Origin of the sequence: Enterococcus sp. DIV1537a, assembly GCF_051712085.1 — a bacterium.
In the GTDB taxonomy this organism is placed as follows: domain Bacteria; phylum Bacillota; class Bacilli; order Lactobacillales; family Enterococcaceae; genus Enterococcus; species Enterococcus faecalis.
The window spans coordinates 2,351,213-2,371,135 of record NZ_JBIOOE010000001.1 but is presented as its reverse complement, the minus strand read 5'-3'; the positions used below and the strand labels follow the sequence as shown (position 1 = coordinate 2,371,135).

Here is a 19,923-nt window from a genome sequence, read left to right as displayed (position 1 = left end):
ATGGGCCGTAAATGGGCAAATATTAAAGAGAAAAAAGCTGCCAAAGACGCAAACAATAGCCGTGTTTATGCAAAATTCGGGATTGAAATTTACGTAGCAGCGAAGTCAGGAGACCCTGATCCTCATGCAAACCAAAAATTACGGTTTGTAATCGAACGCGCCAAAACATACAATGTACCAAAACATATTATTGATCGCGCTATTGAAAAAGCAAAAGGTTCAGCAGATGAACAATATTCTGAATTACGCTATGAAGGATTTGGGCCAAATGGTTCAATGGTCATTGTTGATGCTTTAACAAACAACGTGAACCGAACAGCAGCAGATGTGCGGGCCGCATTTGGTAAAAACGGCGGAAACATGGGTGTCAGCGGTGCTGTTTCCTACATGTTTGATAATACAGGTATCATTGGCTTTGCTGGTGACGATGCGGATGAAATTTTAGAATACTTAATGGAAAAAGACATTGATGTTCGCGATGTTGTTGAAGAAGACGGTCAAATTATCGTTTACACAGAACCAGAAGATTTCCACCATGCACAAGAAGCGTTAAAAGAAAAAGGCATTGAAGAATTCACGGTTACTGAGTTAGAAATGGTTCCACAAAACGAAGTAACATTAGAAGGCGACGATTTGGCGAACTTTGAAAAAATGTTAGACGTTTTAGAAGATTTAGAAGATGTTCAAAAAGTCCATCATAATGTAGATTTACCTGAATAATCCATTTGTTCGTTTGTTTTAAGGTTTAGAAAGTGAGCCATCGGTCATTTTGACTGATGGCTCACTTTTTTTCATATAATACATAGAAAAAAGAAAGTTGATTGATAGGTCCATGTGACACAAAGCATTCAATGACAGGTTCAACTTTTGTCTGTTCCATAAATATTTGTCTAAACAGTTGAATTAATAGTACAATAGTCTAGTAAGATAGATCATTGAACGGGGTGAATAGGCGTGAAAAAGGGAATGTTAGCGTTTTTTGTCGTGCTAGCGGTTTTATCATTAACTGCTTGTCGGGAACCAAAAGAAAAGAAAGTAACCGCTTCAACGGAGGCATCCTCTAAAGTTGAAGAGACGAATACGAATGAAAAAACCAGTGAAACAATTGATAAGACAAATGAACAAGCGAGCAGCAGTATCGAGTCTAACGAATCAGTGAAAAATGAAGAGCAGACAGCTGATGAAAACAATAGTCAGCTAACTGTAGCTGATTTAGATACTACAGCGATTAATGCTGGCGATTTTACTACTTTAGCTGGAACATGGAAAAATGGTAAAGGAGAGAGTTTGATCATTCATCCTGATGGTAGTACAAATACCGGAGGAATGATTACGAAGGATTCACCTACTGATGAGTCGCGACCAATTACAAGCTTAAGTATTAGGTGGGGGCCTACTGGTGCTGCGTTATTATTATATAAAATTGGTGTTGAAAATCCTAACGGCGACCAATCGGATAAGACGAAACCACGATTGTTAATTACTCAAGATAGTGGAAATTATCCTGCGGAAGAGTATTACTATCGTTCTTCTGAAGAGGAAAATCAAGACCAAAATGAAGAGGCAAAAATCATCGATACACAAGAAAAAGCAGAGACATATATTAGAAAGACACTGACTGATGCAGAAAATAATGATACGAACCTTGGATTTTTGGGTATGAATGGAAATGACTTCTTTTTTAGATCCCAATCGAAACAGATGGTTGCAAATGGAGGGACAGGGACTGTCGGTTTTTACAGAGTATCACCACAAGGAGCAGTCAGAATAACGGATGCACGAGGCAACTAAAGATAGTCTAGTGGCAATCTATTTAATTCCTATAAAAGTAGCAAAATAAGAATGAAATGATCACAAAATCTTCACATTTAGTTTGTAAGATATAAGCATATCAACAAACAACCTTAACAACACAAAACACTTTTTCATTTTTAACTCCTTTCCCGTCCTTACCCAAAGGGCGGGTCTTTTTTTGTGTAAAACTATTCGCTCAAGATACCAAAAAGCCAGCTTGTAGTAAGCTGGCTTTTAACTCTTTACATGTTGGCGCTTGTAGACACGAGATAATAATTAAGGTGTTGGAACAGTTGGTGAATAGTTCGTTTTTCGACCATAAAGTTCTTGTGTCGCCGCCGAGATATACGCAGATGAATCTTTTCCTGGGAGGTTATACATTAGATAAATACCATATTGCTCCGCTTTTGTACGTTTAGCATATTGCGCAGCTAGATTTTGATTGACACCAACTTCAACGGCAGAAGCACCTAAACGAGAAGCAGGCATCCCCGTAATTTGTGGCGGATTCCAGGTACTATAATAAGGGTTCCAAGCATAATCAATTAAAGAACTCATTTGAGGATTAGCTGAAGAGTTCGCAGCCGCTGGTCCAATATTATAAAAAGTAATTAATTTATCATTGCCTAAGCGATTTCTTAAGGCTTGAAGTAACCAAATGAACGAAGAATTATTTGGTTGAGGCGTTCCATTTTTTCCGTATTCAGCATACTCATCATCAAAATCAATACCATCTAAATGATACGTATTAACGACTTGTTCTAATTGAGCTGCAAAGGCATCCGCACTTTCGTAAGTTGGGAAGTTAGCAAAGCCAGCGCCTTCATGGTTGCCTAAAATAGACAATAGGACTTTAGTGCCGCGTGCTTGAACTGGACGAATTTGTGTTTCAGCTTCGTTTAAAGTTTGTTGGACCCGTTCATTTAGATATAAGTAAGGTTTTTTATTGACCGTGTCATAATTAATATTGGCTGCAAAAATAATCCCCATATCAAAAGCAGGTTGATTGGTTCCAGCTAAAGTATATTTTCCCACATTGTTAAAATCGTGGTTGTTTACTTCTACATACATGACTGTTTTAGGTGTAACAGTTGATGCTGCTTGTACTTCAAATGCAGGTAGTGCAAACAGTAACCCACCGACTAAAAGTATCAAACTTAAAAAAGTTGAAATAATCCCTGTTTTCTTGTTAAAAAAATGAGTGCTCAATTGATGCCCCATAACTTTCTCCTCCTATAAAATAAATATTGTTTGTAAGCGCTAACAAAGATATGTTATCATTTTTATAATTTAAACACAAGAAGAAGAGAACAAAAGTGAGCAAATCCACAGAATATAAAAGCGTCCTTCGCAAAATGGTCTTGCGAAGGACGCTCTTTTACCAATCAAAGAGTAAGGCATAGCCTAAAGAAAGCAGCTCTCGGCCAAAATTTTTGATATCTTTTGGAAAAGAAGAAGCCGCAGTGATGCCTGAAACATTTGAGATGCCTACTCGCTTGGCTAAAAGTTGCGAGCGGTACATGTGAAAGTCACTAGTAACAATCACTAGCCGTTTAAAAGAAAGGAGTTTTTGTGAATTGACAATATTTTCTTTGGTGCGTGTGGCACGATTTTCTAAGAGAATCTGTTTTTCTGGAACACCTTTATTTAGCAAGTATTGTTTCATAACCGCGGCTTCCGTAGCCGGCTCATCTGCTCCTTGCCCTCCGCTAACAATAACGGGTGTCTCGGGGTGTTGTTTAATATAGGGGATAGCCACATCTAACCGAGCTTGCAAAACACGGCTGGGCAGTGCGGTTTCTTTAGACGTTCCTAAAACACGGGCCCCTAAAATTAAAATAGCATCTGGTTTATCGGTGGGTTGCGTATTTTTGCCAGTAAAAATAAGTAGACCTAAAATCAAAAGAATACAAAAGCCAAAACTGACAATGGATAAACTTGTTATTTTTAACCAATGCATGAAACATCCCTCCTTGTAATGTTAGTGTATACGAAGTACCATAGAAAAAGCGATAGAAAACAAAAGACTTATAAAAAAATCTATGTTTTAATAGAAACTTTTGAAGAGAGGGAGCGAGTGAATGCGTACAGAAGAAGAAATGTTTCAACTTATTATAGATGTAGCAAAACAAGAAGAACACATTCGAGCCGTGGGAATGGTGGGTTCTCGCACGAATGTGAAAGCGCCAAAAGATAGTTTTCAAGATTTCGACATTGTTTATATTGTAGAACCATGTGCTGAGTTTTTTGAAACAGCAACGTGGACAGCAAAATTTGGTCAACCATTAATTATGCAACGTCCCAAGGAAATGACCTTATTTCCCACAGAACCGAAGACGCGGGAAACATTTTTAATGTTATTTGAAGATGGCCAACGTATCGATTTAACGTTGTGTCCTCTCGCAGAAAAAGATAATTGGCATGAAGGAGATTCTTTAGCAATTATCTTGTTAGACAAAGATGAAAGTTTGCCGCCTTTACCTGTAGCATCTGACAAAAATTATACAGTAACAGTTCCGAATCAGCAGCAATTTAACGATTGTTGCAATGAATTTTGGTGGGTTAGTACGTATGTAGTTAAGGGGCTTTGTCGGAATGAACTATTTTACGCTGTCACACATCTCTATGAATATTGTCAGCAGGAACTGTTGCGCTTGCTTTCTTGGCAAGCGGCTTGGCAGGAACCGGAGCCAATTTCTGTTGGGAAACAATTTAAGTATCTGAAAAATTATGTCACTCCTGACACGATGGATCAATTAGCATCGTTGCTGGATTTTTCTAGTAAAGAAGCTTGTTGGAACAGCTTAATAAAGACACAAGCCTTTTTTGACGTCGTCGCTCAGGATTTTGCTAAAATGGCCCAGTTTACGTATCATTTACAAGAAGCAAAAAAAGTCACAGAGTATACAAATTCTTTAAGATTAAAGGATTTACAAGGAAAATAAGCTGAAAACAACGTAAAAATAGTGTATAATTGAAAAAATTAATCTGCGAGAGAAAGGGACCCTTTTTTGATTGTAGATCACCGCAGTTGTTTGTTGCCTAGACTCTAAAAAATAAACCTAAAATTATTGATATAAAGGATGAACAAATGAAAAAAGAAGAAATGCAAATGCGTAATACACGTCGTCAAAAATCAGGAAAAAATAATAAAAAGAAAGTAATTATTACTTCTTTGGTTGGACTAGCTCTGGTTGCTGGGGGCAGCTATGTTTATTTTCAAAGTCACTTTTTACCAACTACAAAAGTAAATGGAGTTTCTGTAGGCTGGTTAAATGTAAATGCTGCAGAAGAAAAATTAGCGCAAGTTAATCAAACCGAAGAAGTTGTGGTTCAAACGGGGACAAAAGAAGAAAAAATTCAACTTCCTAAAAAATACCAATTGGATCAAAAATTTTTAAAAGACCATTTACACAGTAGCAAGGTGAAGCTACCGTTAAATGAGGCATTCAAAAAAGAACTAGAAGCTAAATTAGCGACTTTAAGTTTTCCAGAGGGGAAACCAAGCAAAAATGCGAGTATCCGTCGAGGCAATGACACTTTTGAAATTGTTCCCGAAGAACAAGGCACAGTAGTGGACACACAGCGCTTAAATCAGCAGATTATTGCGGATGTTGAAGCGGGAAAAGGCAACTATCAATACAATGCCAAAGATTTTTATAAAGCCCCTGAAATTACAAAAGAGGATCAAACGTTAAAGGCAACATTGACAACGCTCAATAACAAGTTAAATAAAACAATTACAGTTGATATTAATGGTGAAAAAGTAGCCTTTGATAAAACACAAATTCAAAACGTGCTGAATGATGATGGCACAATCAACAAAGAAAAACTAACTACTTGGGTGACACAATTAGAAACAACATATGGTTCTGCTAATCAACCAGTTTTATTTACAGATGTTCACGGTACGACACGTCGTTTTAAAAACAACGGAAGTTATGGCTGGTCGATTGATGGGGCCAAAACGCAAGAACTACTAGTAAACGCGCTGAATAGCCAAGAACAAACGAATGCAATCACTGCTCCGTTGGTTGGCGATACCAAAGAAAATAGTAAAATTGCCAATAATTACATTGAAATTGATTTAAAAGATCAAAAAATGTATTGTTTCATTGATGGCAAAAAAATAGTCACCACAGATGTCATTACTGGCAGATATAACAAAGGAACTGCAACAGTACCAGGATTCCATACAATTTTATATCGGACAACCGATGTGAATTTAGAAGGTCAAATGCTTGATGGTTCTCGATACAGTGTGCCAGTAAAATATTGGATGCCGTTATTAAGTCAAGGGGGCGTTGTCACACAAATCGGGATTCATGACTCCGACCATAAATTGGATAAGTATGGCGATAAAGAAGCCTTTAAAACCGATGCTGGTAGTAATGGCTGTATCAATACGCCAGGAACAGAAGTTTCAAAAATCTTTGATGTATCCTATGACGGAATGCCGGTAATTATCTACGGACATATCTATGATGATGCACCAGGTGAATTTGATAAACCTGTAGATTACGGCGAAGAAGTATAAAAAGAGATATTAGGCAAGACCGCACTTTGGTCCAGCTGTGTATCTGAAAAGTAAAAATTGGAGACGTCAACCGTAACGACTGACGTCTCCAATTTTTTATTGACAAGCGTCATATCCCGCTCTATGATACAAACAGAACAAGCAATTTAAATTGGGGGAACGAAGATGCCATTTGTACATGTAGAATTAATTGAAGGCCGCACAGAAGAACAGTTAACTAATATGGTCAAAGATATTACAGAAGCTGTGTCAAAAAATGCTGGTGCACCAAAAGAGAATATCCATGTGATTGTCAATGAATTGAAAAAAGACCGCTATGCACAAGGCGGCGAATGGAAAAAATAAGTTTTCAGAGAATTTCTGTTGAATCACTTGCTTTTTCTGAAAATAAGTGGTTAAATAAGTGCATAAATGATTGATGAGAAAGACAACTGAACTTGCCCGCGATCTATTAGAGAGGAAAATCTTGGCTGAAAATTTTCCAGATTGGCACAAGGGATGACCACTTTCGAAACCTTTGTTGAAACAAAGGCGGTCGCACCGTTAACACGCTAGAGGAACACAGATTATTTGTGTTCAAAATTAGGTGGAACCACGATATTTTCGTCCTAGTATTCGTTAGAATACTAGGACTTTTTGTTTTTTAACAAGGGGAACAGGTGGCTGTTTCGTTTCATTGTGAAAAACAGGAACACAATGAAACGCTTCAAATCAAAAAAATTAAAAGGAGAGAATTTTATTATGTCTATTCACATTACTTTTCCAGATGGCGCTGTCAAACCGTTTGATTCTGGGGTTACAACATTTGATGTTGCTAAAAGTATTAGCAACAGTTTAGCCAAAAAAGCTTTAGCTGGTAAATTCAATGGTGTTTTAATCGATTTAGATCGTCCTATCGTAGAAGATGGTTCGCTTGAAATCGTGACACCTGATCATGAAGATGCTTTAGGAATTTTACGTCATTCGTCAGCTCATTTAATGGCTAATGCCTTACGTCGTCTTTTCCCTAACATTAAATTTGGCGTAGGTCCTGCGATTGATTCTGGGTTCTACTATGATACAGATAATGGGGAATCCCCTGTGACAGCGGAAGATTTACCTGCAATTGAAGCCGAAATGATGAAAATTGTGAAGGAAAATAACCCAATCGTTCGTAAAGAAATCTCACGTGCAGAAGCGTTAGAATTATTTGCTGATGATCCTTACAAAGTTGAATTAATTACAGATTTACCAGAAGATGAAATCATCACTGTCTATGATCAAGGCGATTTTGTTGATTTATGTCGTGGTGTTCACGTCCCTTCAACAGGACGGATTCAAGTCTTTAAATTACTTTCAGTAGCTGGTGCTTATTGGCGCGGAAACTCTGACAATCATATGATGCAACGGATTTACGGCACTGCCTTTTTCGATAAAAAAGATTTAAAAGAATTTATCAAAATGCGCGAGGAAGCCAAAGAACGTGACCACCGTAAATTAGGAAAAGAATTAGATTTATTTATGGTTTCACAAGAAGTTGGTTCAGGGTTACCTTTCTGGTTACCAAAAGGCGCAACCATTCGTCGTACAATTGAACGTTATATTGTGGACAAAGAAATTAGCTTAGGTTACCAACATGTGTATACACCAATTATGGCAGATGTGGAATTATACAAAACATCTGGTCACTGGGATCATTACCATGAAGATATGTTCCCACCAATGGATATGGGCGATGGCGAAATGCTGGTATTACGTCCAATGAACTGTCCACACCATATGATGGTTTATAAAAATGACATTCATAGTTACCGCGAATTACCAATTCGAATCGCTGAATTAGGGATGATGCACCGCTATGAAAAATCTGGCGCATTATCAGGGTTACAACGTGTTCGTGAAATGACTTTAAACGATGGCCATACTTTTGTTCGTCCTGACCAAATTAAAGACGAATTTAAACGTACTTTGGAGTTAATGGTGGCAGTCTATGCTGACTTTAACATTACGGATTATCGTTTCCGCTTAAGCTATCGTGATCCAAATAATACAGACAAATATTTTGATGATGATGCGATGTGGGAAAAAGCGCAAGCGATGTTAAAAGCTGCCATGGATGAATTAGAATTAGATTACTTTGAAGCAGAAGGTGAAGCTGCCTTTTACGGTCCGAAGTTAGATGTTCAAGTAAAAACAGCTTTAGGAATGGAAGAAACATTATCAACCATCCAATTAGACTTCTTATTACCAGAACGTTTTGACTTAACTTATGTTGGCGAAGATGGTGAAAATACACATCGCCCAGTTGTTATCCACCGTGGTATCGTCTCAACAATGGAACGATTTGTGGCTTACTTAACAGAAGTTTACAAAGGCGCTTTCCCTACTTGGTTAGCACCAATTCAAGCAACTATTATCCCAGTTTCTGTAGAAGCGCATTCTGAGTATGCTTATGAAATCAAAGAACGTTTACAAGCACAAGGCTTACGTGTTGAAGTCGATGATCGTAACGAAAAAATGGGCTACAAAATTCGGGCCTCTCAAACACAAAAAGTACCTTATCAATTAGTGGTCGGGGACAAAGAAATGGAAGATGCAACGGTGAACGTCCGTCGTTATGGAAGCAAAGAAACTTCTGTCGAAGATTTATCAATTTTCATTGACAGCATGGCTGCTGAAGTTCACAATTACAGCCGTTAAAAAAAGAGAAAAAGTCAAAAGGACTTCTGAATTCAGAAGTCCTTTTGACTTTTTTCAACAACAAAATAATTAAATATTTCCTTAGAGCTAGGAATAATCCTGATTTTTTGACTAATTTTTGTTACAATGAGAATGCGAAACTTTTTAGTGAAGGGACTAGAGGTATGAAGAAAAACTCATTTATAGATAAAATAAAAAAAACAGATGCCGCAGCAAAGAGTCAACGAGGTAGAAAGCCACATATTCCTTTTCGATTGAACTTATTATTTTTTGTGATATTCACTTTATTTGTTTCATTAATTGTCCGTTTAGGGTATTTACAGATTGTAGAAGGAGAAGAGTTTAACAAAAAAATCACTGCCAATTCTTCACTACAAATCACGACACCATCCCCTCGAGGACAAATTTATGATTCACAAGGAAAAGTCTTGGTTTCTAACAAAGCCAATTTAGCAATCACTTACACACGAGGAAAAAATATTGAAGGAAAAGATATTTTACCGATTGCGAATAAAGTCAACGAACTTATTAACGTTCCAGTTGATCCAAACTTAACGGACCGTGATAAAAAAGATTATTGGTTAGCGAATCCTGAAAATTTAAAAGCAGCCCAAGCCCGTTTAACCGATCAAGATAAAGAAGATGAAAAAGGCAACAAAATTACGGACGAAGGCACATTATATGCCAAAGCCGTTGAAAAAGTCACCCCTGAAGAAATTGCGTTTGATGACCGAACCTTACAAGCAGTGACGATTTTTAAACGAATGAATGCCGCGTCACAAATGAACACGGTCTTCATCAAGAATGAAGGGGTAACAGAAGGTGAAATTGCGACAATTGGTGAACACACAGCGGAAATATCTGGTGTTTCAACAGGGACTGATTGGACGCGTGATTATTCTCAAAGTGGTGCATTACGTAGCCTGTTGGGCACCGTTTCAACTGAAAAACAAGGATTGCCAGCCGAAGAAGTCGATGAATATTTGAAAAAAGGCTATGCACGAAATGACCGTGTTGGGACTAGCTATTTAGAAAAACAATATGAAGACGTTCTACAAGGTAAAAAAGCAAAATCAGAAGTCGTTTTAGACAATAACGGAAAGATTGTTTCACAAACCCCAATTTCCAAAGGGGAAAAAGGTTCCAACTTAAAATTAACGATTGATTCAAATTTCCAAAACAAAGTTGATGAAATTTTACAACGAAACTATTCACAAATAGTCAAAACCATTGGACCATACTCAGAAAATGCATATGTCGTTGCTATGAACCCTCAAACAGGTGCTATTTTAGCGATGTCCGGATTTCATCATGATTTAGCAACTGGGGAAGTCACACCTAATCCTTTAGCACCTATTTTGAATTCTGAAGTTCCTGGATCAGTTGTGAAAGCAGGTACTTTAACAGCTGGTTATGAAACAGGCGTCATTAAAGGCAATGACGTTTTAACAGATGAAGCTATTTTACTAGCAGGTAGTAATCCAAAAGCTTCTTGGTGGAATGCTTCTGGCGGAACAACCATGCAATTAACTGCGGAGCAAGCGTTAGAATATTCTTCGAATGCCTATATGATGAAATTAGTCTTTAAAATGATGGGTGTGAATTATTATCCCAATATGATTTTCCCTTATGAAGTAGGAGATGACACTGTCTTTAAAGAATTAAGAAAAGCTTTTGCAGAATATGGTATGGGAACGAAAACTGGAATTGATATACCAGGAGAAACAACAGGAATTCAAAACAAGGACTTTAAGGATTCGTCTTCTGCGCCACAAGGCGGTAATCTTCTTGACCTATCTTTTGGACAATATGATACCTATAGCGCGTTACAATTAGCACAGTACGTTTCCACTGTCGCAAATAATGGTATCCGCGTGCAACCCCATGTGGTAGAAGGAATCTATGGCAATGATGAAAATGGAGCTTTAGGAAAAATTTTAAAAGAAATTGAACCAAAAGTTTTGAATAAGGTGAATATTTCTGAAGACCAGATAGGAATTCTTCAACAAGGTTTCTATAATGTGGTAAATGGAACTAGTCCTTTTACAACTGCACGTGGTTTAAAATCAGACAAGTTTTCGATTGCTGCTAAAACAGGGACCGCCGAAACGCAAGCAACAGATGCTAATGGAGTAAACCATACAACGGTTAATAGTAACTTGGTGGCTTATGCGCCGTACGAAAATCCTGAAATTGCAATTAGCGTTGTTTTACCACACTTAAATGATGAATCTTCCAAACCAAATCAAACGATTGCCAAAGAAGTTTTAGAAGCGTATATGGAAATGTACAAAAAATAAAATTTGTAAAGTAGAACTACTTTACAAATTTGCCCAAAAGGGTAGTCAAATGACAAAAAAAATGGTATGATATTCAAGTCTAAGAAATCTCTTGGAAAGATCAATTATTAGTAGGAGGGGAAAACATGCGCGTAAACATCACTTTAGAGTGTACTTCTTGTAAAGAACGTAACTACTTAACAAATAAAAATAAACGTAACAATCCTGATCGTTTAGAAAAACAAAAATATTGCCCACGTGAAAGAAAAGTTACTTTACACCGTGAAACTAAATAATTTAGTTAGATAGAGCCTAGAATCCTTGTTGTGTAAGGGTCTAGGCTTTTTATCTATTGATTCATTACATGTTCATTTGTAGATGGAATGTAGAGGGAGGATTACCCAAGTTTGGCTGAAGGGGACGGTCTCGAAAACCGTTAGGCGAGTAACATCGTGCAAGGGTTCGAATCCCTTATCCTCCGTACCGAGAAGCAGTTGAGTTATTAGTTGCAAATAAAACGACAGAGACGTACACTTAAAGTAGAAAAATACTTAAGAAGAGGTGTCTATTATGTCAAACTATGAAGAAAAAGAAGCGCAAGCATTAGTAAAAATTGCTGACGTTTTGAACAAATTGGATGCAAGTTTAGAAGAGTTGGGCTCGCTAGATGAGGATACAAAAAAACATAGTATGAAGAGATGGATTGTTGAAAAAAAAGCCATTCATGAGATTAAAAAAATTGCACACGAAGCTGGTAAGTATGACAAGTATGATGAAAAAGAATTAGAAAAAGAAATGGATCTGTTGGAAAAGTTTATGTAAAAAAGCGCTAGCTTTTGTTCAACAGTTATTTAAGTTTGAGTCTAGAATTAATCGTTTTGATTTTTTCTAGGCTTATTTTTTATGAAGTAAGCAAATCGTATCGGGAGAGGTATTGAATTAAGAAATAAAGCATGTATTGATTCAGAAAAAAAGTTGTAGTAAAATGTTCGTCACAACTACTTTTCTTATGATTTCATAGAAGGAAAAGTTGGAATAATGAATTGAGAAGAGTCGATTTTTAGGAGATGATTTTAGGTGACTTTTTATCAATTATTGCAGTTAGATCCATTTATTTTAAAACAAAAAATTCATCAAGCGGACACTAAAAAACAGCGGAGATATTTTTGGCGCGCCTTGTTAATAAGGGATATTTTATTAGTTTCGTTTGCGATTTTATGGGTGTCGACGATTACTTTTTTCTTTGGAAAAGCTGTAGCGCCTTTTTCAATTGTATTATTTTGTTTGCTGTTGAGTATCCGTTTCGTCTCATATGGCTACAGGGAAAAACAGGCCTTGCTTAGTTTAGGAATCGTGTTAACAATTCTAGGTGTTAGTCCACTAATTTCACTGATTTCTGTATCATTTTTACAATTGGGCCTTCATTTTATCTGCTTGCTGGCATTGTTTTTCTTAACTGGTAAAAACCCTAAAATGGGTAATCCGGGCTTGTATACGTTCTCCTACTTATATTTAGTTGGCACGGTTCACTATCAATCGTTTCAGCAATTAGAACAAACTTTCTTTGTATTAGTGTTTGCTTATCTACTTTTAGCTTTTGTTTATCATGTGAAACATAAAAAATTGGATCAAGAGATTACTTTTATACAGATGGTTACAGAAAATGGTTTTTTTAATCAAAGAAATATTTGGTTTGGTTATTATGCTTTAGGCATTAGCTTATTACTTTTTATAGGAACGCACCTTCAGATTGACCGCTTTATGTGGGCGACATTTGCTAGTTCGTCATTATTTTCTGGGTATGATACGTTTAAATTGTCTGAACGAGCCAAAGAACGAATAGTAGGGGTCGTTATTGGTTCTCTAGTATCGGCTATCTTGTTATTTTATTTACCAACGAACCTACTTGGTATTTTAGGTGGACTTTGTTTAGGCTTATGCACATCTTATAAAAGTAAAACGATTTTCAATTGTGTTGGTGCTATCATGGCAGCTTCTATGATATTTGGGCTAGAAACAAGTTTTTACTTAAGAATTTTGTTAAATATGTTGGGGCTAGCTTACGGTTTGCTTTATCATTTTGTCTTTGTAAAAACTATGTCCTATTGCAATCGCAAAGAGTGGCTGAAATTGTCTGAATAAAAGGAGCCTAACATTCTTTCTTGAAAGAATGTTAGGCTCCTTTTATTTTTAAATAGAATCATTGACTATATTTTTGGTAAATAAGAGTTTAAAAATGGCAGAAGCTGGTTACTAATTTGGCTACCAAATGGCTATACAGGATAGTATAGGTAAGGATAGTATAGGTGAGTATAAAGTAGGATATAAACAAATGAATTCAGTGAACACAAGTTACGTAGTAAAATTGTATTTTTGGAAGATAAGTAGAAGTAACTTCATATTGGGAATTTATTGGGAAATTTTAGTATAGTCAACATGATAAATTAGTAGTATAAAGAATCGCTGAAAATGAATTATCAACACTATAGATGCTTGTTTATATAGCTAAGTTTTCAAAAATAGAATGTTCAATATTTTTAAATCAAGTTAAGTATATTTAAGTGGAAAAACAGAATCGCTTAAATCTAAGAAAAAGAATAAGTTTTGTCATTATAGATCGCTTAAGGAGTGGTCTATTTTTGTATATAAAATAATCTAGGAGGTGGACAGTTATTGATAAATGGGAAAAATAGGAGAGGTACAAACGAATAAGTTAGATTTTGAAAATGAATGTGATCAAAAATAAGAGTAGATGGATAAAAGGAATACATGGAGGATGAACATACTATTTCTATTATCTGTAAAAGTTCTACAAATAAAATATTAAGTGGTTAGAGGAGAGGTACAATGAAAGCTGGAATAAAAAAACATATTCGACAATTATTATGGGATTATCAACATATTGAAAAAAAATTACAAGAGTACGAGGATGTTATGTTAATGAATCGTAATCCTTTTTTAGAATACCCTGTAGAGCAACCAACTGAAAAAATAACTATCAGTCAAATTGCATTTCATAAATTATTTTTACAAACGGTAGAAGATATCTTAGCTGATTCTACAAGGGATGTACAGGATATCTTTTTAGTGAAATATAAAAATGGTTATCCATATAAAAAGAATGAATTTGTTGCTTGTGAGACGTTTTTGAGCGAGTCTACAATTGCTCGACGAGATACAGAATTTATCCATGAAATTGCTTATCGACTGGGTTGGTACGAAATTTGACAAAACGAAACAGGTCAATTCAACTATACTAGGTTTATGAACATATGTTCGCCGTGGACGCACGGAATAATGATTTAAGGAGGTAAATATAAGTGGTAAAAACAATTGGAGAAGTACGGAGTTATCTAGATAGTCTTATTGGAACAATAACTATTGATAAGTCAGACCGTTCTCTTGATGGCCAATGCGTAAGTTTAATTAAGAATTTACTAGAATTTCTCGGAGCGCCTAATCCATATGCTGCAAGAGGACATGCAAAAGATATTCCGTCTACGTATGTTCCTCAAGGTATTGCGAAAACAGGCTTAGGAACACTAAATATAGCAGTTAATCGCTATGGCGGTAGCGGATACGGACACGTTTGGGTAAAAATTGGTTCTGATAGTTGGCAAGCAAATTGGGCTGGCAGACCCGTAAAGAAAAATGTTGGTGAAGATCCTATTACAGACATTTTAAATTTAGATCAATGGATTTCAACAGGTAGTAATCCGGTTGATGAAGAAAAAGCTACGACCTTAGGATCAAATGGAGAAGCGCTAATTAAAAAATTTGAAGGTTGTCGACTTACAGCCTATGATCTTGGCGATGGTATGATTACTATTGGTTGGGGGCACGCTGAACCAAAAGGGCAAACAAGTTTAATCCCAGGAGTAACTAGATGGTCACAAGCGCAAGCGGATAGTCAGTTTTGGAAAGATATAAAAGTTTATGAAAGTGCAGTAAATAGCTACTTTATCCGTTCTTTTAATCAAAATCAATTTGACGCAATGGTAAGTTTTACTTATAACAATGGTACGGGAGTATTTGCAAATTGGAATTGGGATAGAGATGTTTCTAATAGCTATATCACTGAATCATTTGCAAATTATATTAATAAAGGAACTGAATATGAGGAAGGATTGCGGCGACGTCGTCAAGAAGAAATTAACTTATTTAATACACCAGTGAGTAATGAAGATTCTAGTTCAATACTAAATACAGAGGAGGAAGACGAAATGATTAAATTAACAGTTGTAGAAGGACTATATAAGGGAACAAAAGGCTATCTATATAATGGTCGATTTATCGTAGGTGGAAATACGGGAGACTATAACATTGTTTATCAAAAATTAAGATTGATGGAATCACAAGGTAAAATTAAACCAATTAATGATGATATTAATACTGCTGAATACGAAAAATTAATTAACATTTTCCCATCTTACAAAAATTCTAAATAATTGAGTAAAACAATTTTGATAAAGTTATTTAAGTTCTATTCAACAAATTTACTTAAGTTGTAATTTAAGTTTTTTTAAGCACAATATCTTGTGCGCGCTGGCTTATTATTCAATTTTTTTTATGGTCGATGTATTCTCTAAATAGTATATTGTAATTAATAGACGGCAATGCCTCCATTTCCGAAAGCACAGTTATGCTCGGATATGGGGGCTCTTTTTTTTGAGGAAAAAGAATGGATGAACTATCGTATTTAAGTTGACAAGCATAGTTTGACTCATTTTTTTTCGTAGGTATGAAAGTAGGTAAGTGTGATGTAAATAAACTTGAACATATTAATTACTAAAGGTTAAAGGAGTTTACTAGACTAATATCTAAAATAAAAAAAGACGTTGCCCTGATTGGCGGAAATGAAGTCGATTTCTAGGACATAATACAATTCAGATTTATAATTTCGCTAGGAGAAGTGAAGAATATATATCTGAAGAAAATTCATTTGAAAGAGAAGCTGAATAGTGTGAAACGGTAGCTGAATTTTCTGATGATAATAGAACTGCTATATTATAGTAGTTTCGAAAACAAAAGAATATAGGAATAGAATAAAATGGTCAATTTTGAATGCATAGTCTGTAAAAGAAATTTTAAGATTATTTAACTGAGCAAAATACAATGCCATTAAAATCTTGAATAAAATTAAGGTGCACGCAAATACAAAAAAATGATTGGTACATAGTAAACGTAAATATCAGTAACAAAAATCCAAATGATTAGAAAATTTTTTAGAACGAAGTAAAATTGTTCACTAAATAATTGACTGGTTGGAAAAACGTTTGGAATAATGATTAAAGCCCTTTTTTAAATAAATGAATGACTAGACTAAAATCATATAGTTACTATATCTCGAAAAGTTATACTATTAATAAATGAAAAATACTAATTCACTGTACAAAATGAATATTTTTTGATTGAAAAATATCATTTAAGTAGTTTGAAATATATAAATAACTTATCTTTACTTAATTTTTATCCAGCCTATCTCTCAACCCCAGCCAACCACTCGCTGATAACAAGTACCAAAACGGCATAAACTGGATTAGATAGCGAGAGCGGCCGCCTTCAAAGAGCAATAAATACAGAATAGCTCCAATGAAAGCTAATTTTAAAATCGCGTAGTTATTTTTTGAATCTTTTAGAGGGATACTGAACAATAAACCTAGTAATGTGAGTAAATAGAAAAAATGCATATAAATTCGTAGATAGTTACTTTTGGGATTTTGCGGATAATACAGTGACCGCAAGTGTTCTTGCCAACGATTTTTAGAAGGTGTTTCTGGGATTAAATCACCGCCATCCCAACCCCAGTCAAAATCACCATTGGCAGTATTATGACGATTTTTTTGAGCCAGAAAACGGAGATAACCGAAGAATCCTTTATTTTTTAAACGGTCTTGAATCATTTTTATGGTATAAGCTTTTTTGGCTTCTTGTGTAGGCAACTGATTTACTGCTTGTGTATCTGCATCATTGTAACCGCCAGTTCCCGTCAAACCCATCATTACAAAAAGTGTCCAAGGTTTGGCTTGTTCTTTATCGATTTCCGTAATCGTTTGTTTTTCCACAAAAAATTGAAAACTATAATATGCGCTGGCGAAACCAGTCAGTAAAAAGAGAGCAACCACGGTTAATTTTACGATAGACTGTTTGTTCCGATTTACTAAAAGAAGTTGCAGCACTTTTATACAACTAAATGCAATAAAAAAGATAATAGACGAAGGTTTCATTAAGAAACACCAAGCTAAGCCAATTCCAATAAACAGTAATAAACAATATTTTACGAAGGGATGGGAAACTTGGTCAAAAAGGCTATATGCAAAAAAGATTAGGTTGATGAATAATAAGACGGCCGTATCTGTATAAGGCGTGAGTAACCATGGAGACAATCCGAAAGAAAGAAAAAATAAACTGTAAGCAACGAATGCCGTTAATGGATTAAAGACACGTTTAGAGGCATGATAAAAGAGAAGTAAACTGCTATTAATAAACAAGCAATTAACCACTTGCCAACTAAACCAAGTATTGCTCCAGCTCCCTGTTACATCAATGAAACGCAAAAATTTATTAAGGTAATACATCATGAAAAAGAAAAATTCGTTATTGGGGTTTAAAGAAAGTACGATTTTTGAATAATCCTTATTTTCAGTGGTAATACTATGAAAGTTGTCAAAAACATCCCAACCAATCGGCACAGTAATCTGCCTCAGGAGTAAAAGTTGCAGTAAAAATAAACTGATCAAACTACCAATAATAACCACACGATCATGGGTTTTTATTAAGTGCCAGAGCGCTTGAATCTTAGTGTAAAGAAATTTTTTGTTTTTATAAATAATCAACAATAGAATAATTAATAGAAGAAGTAAAACAAGCAAGTGCTTAGGCTTTTCCCAAAGAATTTTTACCAGCGAATAGGGAGAGTTAATTGCGCCGTAAAAGACAAATAAAATAAAAAAAGTAAAAATATAATTTTCTAGATTCAGAATCCGTTTAAAAGTAGTCATATTTTCTCCTTCCATTTTTTTAGCTAGACTAGTTCTTATTTTATCATAAAGATTTTAAAATAAGAAAAAAGCCCTTCTTTTAAAAGAAAGGCTTAAAACTTTTCCTTACTTCACTTCTTTGTAACGGAAGAAGAAGCGTAAGACGCTATTTTGGCTAGTTGTTGTTAGTTTATCTGTCGGTAAGACTGTTAGTAAGAAGAAAAACAGACTAATCACAAGAGTGAAAAATAAGAAGACGGGACTGCCACCTGTTATCACAGTATCTGTTTGAACATCATATTTCAGTGTTGACATAACAGAGAAAACTTGTGTATAGCTACAGGCAATAGAAAGTAGATATAAAACAAGCACGCCCCAACCTGTCATCCCAGCATCGCGATACCGACGTACACACATTGCCCACGTTGGTAATAATAAAGCTAACCATAAAACAAGTGCAAAAAGCATCAACGGTAATAAGTTTCCAAAATCATAGGTTTCAAAATATTCAGCTGCTAAAATTGCTGACACGGCTTTGCCGACAATGGCAATATAAAAAATAAGTGCTAAAATGCTTAATACCAATGTCATCCACCAATAACCAGCACGTGTGGTCCGACCTTTAAAATCAACATATCCACGAAAATAATCTTTAAAAGCTTGTCCAAATGTTACTTTGCCTTTTTCCTCAATTTTAACCATAAAAACACCCCTTTGTATTTAATAAAATGATTATAACGGAAAGTAATAAAATAGGAAAATGCGAATTCGCATATTTTGTGATTTTTTTTGATAAATCATATAAAGAGCAGGTTTTATCAAAAAACGGTAAAATAAGAGAAGATATTTTATAATGGAGGAATCATGAATGAAAATCAGTATTAGACATCGCTACATAGCAAAAATTCCAGCATTAGAAGTGACAACAGAAGAGCAAAAAAACGAAGCATTACCTTTAATTGTTTACTATCATGGTTGGCAATCAGCTAAAGAATTATCTTTAACACAAGCAAGAAAATTAGCACACGAGGGGTTTCGGGTCATTTTACCAGATGCCATGAACCATGGAGAAAGAAAAACAGGACCTATTTCCACGATTCCTTCGATTACATTTTGGAGTAGCATTCAATATAATTTGATTGAATTTCCAGTAATTATCCATCATTTTCATAAATTAGGGTTGATTAAAGAAAATTGGATTGGCGTAGGTGGTGTATCCATGGGCGGTATTACTACCAGCGCTCTTATGACCCAACATCCTGAGATTGAAGCTGCTGCTTGCTTAATGGGAACACCCTATCCGGCGCGCTATATTCAGCGAGTGATTCAACGGGCGAAAGAATTTGCTATTTTTGTGCCTAAAGACTTGCCACTGTTGCTAAGTTGGGTGTATCAATACGATTTATCACAAACGCCAGAAAGACTGCAAGAACGACCGATGCTGTTTTGGCATGGAACGGAAGATGAAAAAATTCCCTATGAAGACATGGCTGATTTTGAACAATTAGTGTCTGGGAAAACGTATGCGAGAAATACGCAATTTATAACGGAAATCGGTGAGCGGCATTTAGTGAAAGGAGAAACAATGGATTTGGTTGTTGACTTTTTTAAAGAAGCGTCAAAAACGTTAGAAAAATAACGGGATTTTTCAAAG

At 35.5% G+C, this 19,923-nt stretch carries 17 protein-coding genes, 1 tRNA gene and 1 pseudogene; 14 read left to right on the top strand and 5 right to left on the bottom strand.

From position 1 onward, the window contains the following. Positions 1-720, top strand: coding sequence for a YebC/PmpR family DNA-binding transcriptional regulator (locus IGJ41_RS11655; RefSeq protein ID WP_002356305.1), 720 nt, complete (start codon positions 1-3; stop codon positions 718-720). Between the two features lie 234 nt (positions 721-954). Then, positions 955-1,791, top strand: a complete 837-nt coding sequence (locus IGJ41_RS11650; RefSeq protein WP_173963960.1) for a DUF6287 domain-containing protein — start codon at positions 955-957, stop codon at positions 1,789-1,791. 279 nt (positions 1,792-2,070) lie between these two features. Here IGJ41_RS11650 and IGJ41_RS11645 read toward each other — a convergent pair whose 3' ends face one another. Next, on the bottom strand, positions 2,071-3,015 hold the full coding sequence (locus tag IGJ41_RS11645) for an endo-beta-N-acetylglucosaminidase (RefSeq protein ID WP_010713118.1): 945 nt from the start codon (positions 3,013-3,015) through the stop codon (positions 2,071-2,073). Between the two features lie 157 nt (positions 3,016-3,172). Then, complete coding sequence (locus IGJ41_RS11640; RefSeq protein WP_086317983.1) at positions 3,173-3,754, bottom strand: YdcF family protein; 582 nt, start codon at positions 3,752-3,754, stop codon at positions 3,173-3,175. 121 nt (positions 3,755-3,875) lie between these two features. Here IGJ41_RS11640 and IGJ41_RS11635 point away from each other — a divergent pair, with 121 nt between their 5' ends. From IGJ41_RS11635 to IGJ41_RS11585, 11 genes are all read left to right on the top strand, one after another. After that, a complete protein-coding gene (locus IGJ41_RS11635) occupies positions 3,876-4,739 on the top strand; it encodes an aminoglycoside 6-adenylyltransferase (protein ID WP_156210099.1) in 864 nt (287 codons plus the stop codon). Between the two features lie 146 nt (positions 4,740-4,885). Next, positions 4,886-6,331, top strand: coding sequence for a L,D-transpeptidase family protein (locus IGJ41_RS11630; protein ID WP_438714481.1), 1,446 nt, complete (start codon positions 4,886-4,888; stop codon positions 6,329-6,331). Between the two features lie 165 nt (positions 6,332-6,496). After that, positions 6,497-6,676 (top strand): 2-hydroxymuconate tautomerase, encoded by a 180-nt coding sequence (locus tag IGJ41_RS11625; protein ID WP_002356318.1) that lies wholly within the window; start codon positions 6,497-6,499, stop codon positions 6,674-6,676. A 396-nt stretch (positions 6,677-7,072) separates the two neighbouring features. Continuing rightward, entirely contained in the window at positions 7,073-9,010 is a 1,938-nt protein-coding gene (gene thrS, locus IGJ41_RS11620; RefSeq protein WP_002359397.1) for a threonine--tRNA ligase, read from the top strand. Positions 9,011-9,174: 164 nt separating this feature from the next. Beyond that, complete coding sequence (locus IGJ41_RS11615) at positions 9,175-11,310, top strand: peptidoglycan D,D-transpeptidase FtsI family protein (RefSeq protein WP_002359399.1); 2,136 nt, start codon at positions 9,175-9,177, stop codon at positions 11,308-11,310. 125 nt (positions 11,311-11,435) lie between these two features. Continuing rightward, on the top strand, positions 11,436-11,585 hold the full coding sequence (gene rpmG / locus IGJ41_RS11610; RefSeq protein WP_002356321.1) for a 50S ribosomal protein L33: 150 nt from the start codon (positions 11,436-11,438) through the stop codon (positions 11,583-11,585). 95 nt (positions 11,586-11,680) lie between these two features. Next, a tRNA-Ser gene (locus IGJ41_RS11605) sits at positions 11,681-11,770 on the top strand. An 89-nt stretch (positions 11,771-11,859) separates the two neighbouring features. Further along, positions 11,860-12,111 carry a hypothetical protein gene (locus IGJ41_RS11600; RefSeq protein ID WP_002393583.1) on the top strand — a complete coding sequence of 84 codons (252 nt, stop codon included), beginning with the start codon at positions 11,860-11,862 and terminating at the stop codon, positions 12,109-12,111. A 255-nt stretch (positions 12,112-12,366) separates the two neighbouring features. After that, positions 12,367-13,431 (top strand): FUSC family protein, encoded by a 1,065-nt coding sequence (locus tag IGJ41_RS11595; protein ID WP_438714479.1) that lies wholly within the window; start codon positions 12,367-12,369, stop codon positions 13,429-13,431. Between the two features lie 705 nt (positions 13,432-14,136). Beyond that, a complete protein-coding gene (locus IGJ41_RS11590; protein ID WP_002362349.1) occupies positions 14,137-14,517 on the top strand; it encodes a hypothetical protein in 381 nt (126 codons plus the stop codon). A gap of 92 nt (positions 14,518-14,609) precedes the next feature. Further along, positions 14,610-15,737, top strand: coding sequence for a lysozyme (locus IGJ41_RS11585; RefSeq protein ID WP_002381389.1), 1,128 nt, complete (start codon positions 14,610-14,612; stop codon positions 15,735-15,737). 581 nt (positions 15,738-16,318) lie between these two features. Here the strand turns inward: IGJ41_RS11585 and IGJ41_RS11580 are convergent. The 3 genes and pseudogenes from IGJ41_RS11580 to IGJ41_RS11570 form a co-directional block, all read right to left on the bottom strand. After that, positions 16,319-16,499, bottom strand: a pseudogene (locus IGJ41_RS11580) (glucosyltransferase domain-containing protein); the annotation flags it as partial. Positions 16,500-16,751: 252 nt separating this feature from the next. Next, positions 16,752-18,305, bottom strand: a complete 1,554-nt coding sequence (locus IGJ41_RS11575) for a hypothetical protein (protein WP_173961601.1) — start codon at positions 18,303-18,305, stop codon at positions 16,752-16,754. Positions 18,306-18,395: 90 nt separating this feature from the next. Beyond that, positions 18,396-18,971 carry a DUF805 domain-containing protein gene (locus IGJ41_RS11570; protein ID WP_002356327.1) on the bottom strand — a complete coding sequence of 192 codons (576 nt, stop codon included), beginning with the start codon at positions 18,969-18,971 and terminating at the stop codon, positions 18,396-18,398. Positions 18,972-19,137: 166 nt separating this feature from the next. On the opposite strand from IGJ41_RS11570, the gene IGJ41_RS11565 reads away from it, so the two are divergent. After that, a complete protein-coding gene (locus IGJ41_RS11565; protein WP_173961600.1) occupies positions 19,138-19,908 on the top strand; it encodes an alpha/beta fold hydrolase in 771 nt (256 codons plus the stop codon). Positions 19,909-19,923 lie beyond the last annotated feature (15 nt).

Bases quoted from the DNA above. Each gene is read 5' to 3' on its own strand.
- thrS (WP_002359397.1), top strand. From the start codon at position 7,073: ATGTCTATTCACATTACTTTTCCAGATGGCGCTGTCAAACCGTTTGAT.
- IGJ41_RS11575 (WP_173961601.1), bottom strand. From the start codon at position 18,305: ATGGAAGGAGAAAATATGACTACTTTTAAACGGATTCTGAATCTAGAA.
- IGJ41_RS11565 (WP_173961600.1), top strand. From the start codon at position 19,138: ATGAAAATCAGTATTAGACATCGCTACATAGCAAAAATTCCAGCATTA.
- IGJ41_RS11645 (WP_010713118.1), bottom strand. From the start codon at position 3,015: ATGGGGCATCAATTGAGCACTCATTTTTTTAACAAGAAAACAGGGATT.
- IGJ41_RS11590 (WP_002362349.1), top strand. From the start codon at position 14,137: ATGAAAGCTGGAATAAAAAAACATATTCGACAATTATTATGGGATTAT.
- rpmG (WP_002356321.1), top strand. From the start codon at position 11,436: ATGCGCGTAAACATCACTTTAGAGTGTACTTCTTGTAAAGAACGTAAC.
- IGJ41_RS11655 (WP_002356305.1), top strand. From the start codon at position 1: ATGGGCCGTAAATGGGCAAATATTAAAGAGAAAAAAGCTGCCAAAGAC.
- IGJ41_RS11600 (WP_002393583.1), top strand. From the start codon at position 11,860: ATGTCAAACTATGAAGAAAAAGAAGCGCAAGCATTAGTAAAAATTGCT.
- IGJ41_RS11630 (WP_438714481.1), top strand. From the start codon at position 4,886: ATGAAAAAAGAAGAAATGCAAATGCGTAATACACGTCGTCAAAAATCA.
- IGJ41_RS11570 (WP_002356327.1), bottom strand. From the start codon at position 18,971: ATGGTTAAAATTGAGGAAAAAGGCAAAGTAACATTTGGACAAGCTTTT.
- IGJ41_RS11635 (WP_156210099.1), top strand. From the start codon at position 3,876: ATGCGTACAGAAGAAGAAATGTTTCAACTTATTATAGATGTAGCAAAA.
- IGJ41_RS11615 (WP_002359399.1), top strand. From the start codon at position 9,175: ATGAAGAAAAACTCATTTATAGATAAAATAAAAAAAACAGATGCCGCA.
- IGJ41_RS11625 (WP_002356318.1), top strand. From the start codon at position 6,497: ATGCCATTTGTACATGTAGAATTAATTGAAGGCCGCACAGAAGAACAG.
- IGJ41_RS11640 (WP_086317983.1), bottom strand. From the start codon at position 3,754: ATGCATTGGTTAAAAATAACAAGTTTATCCATTGTCAGTTTTGGCTTT.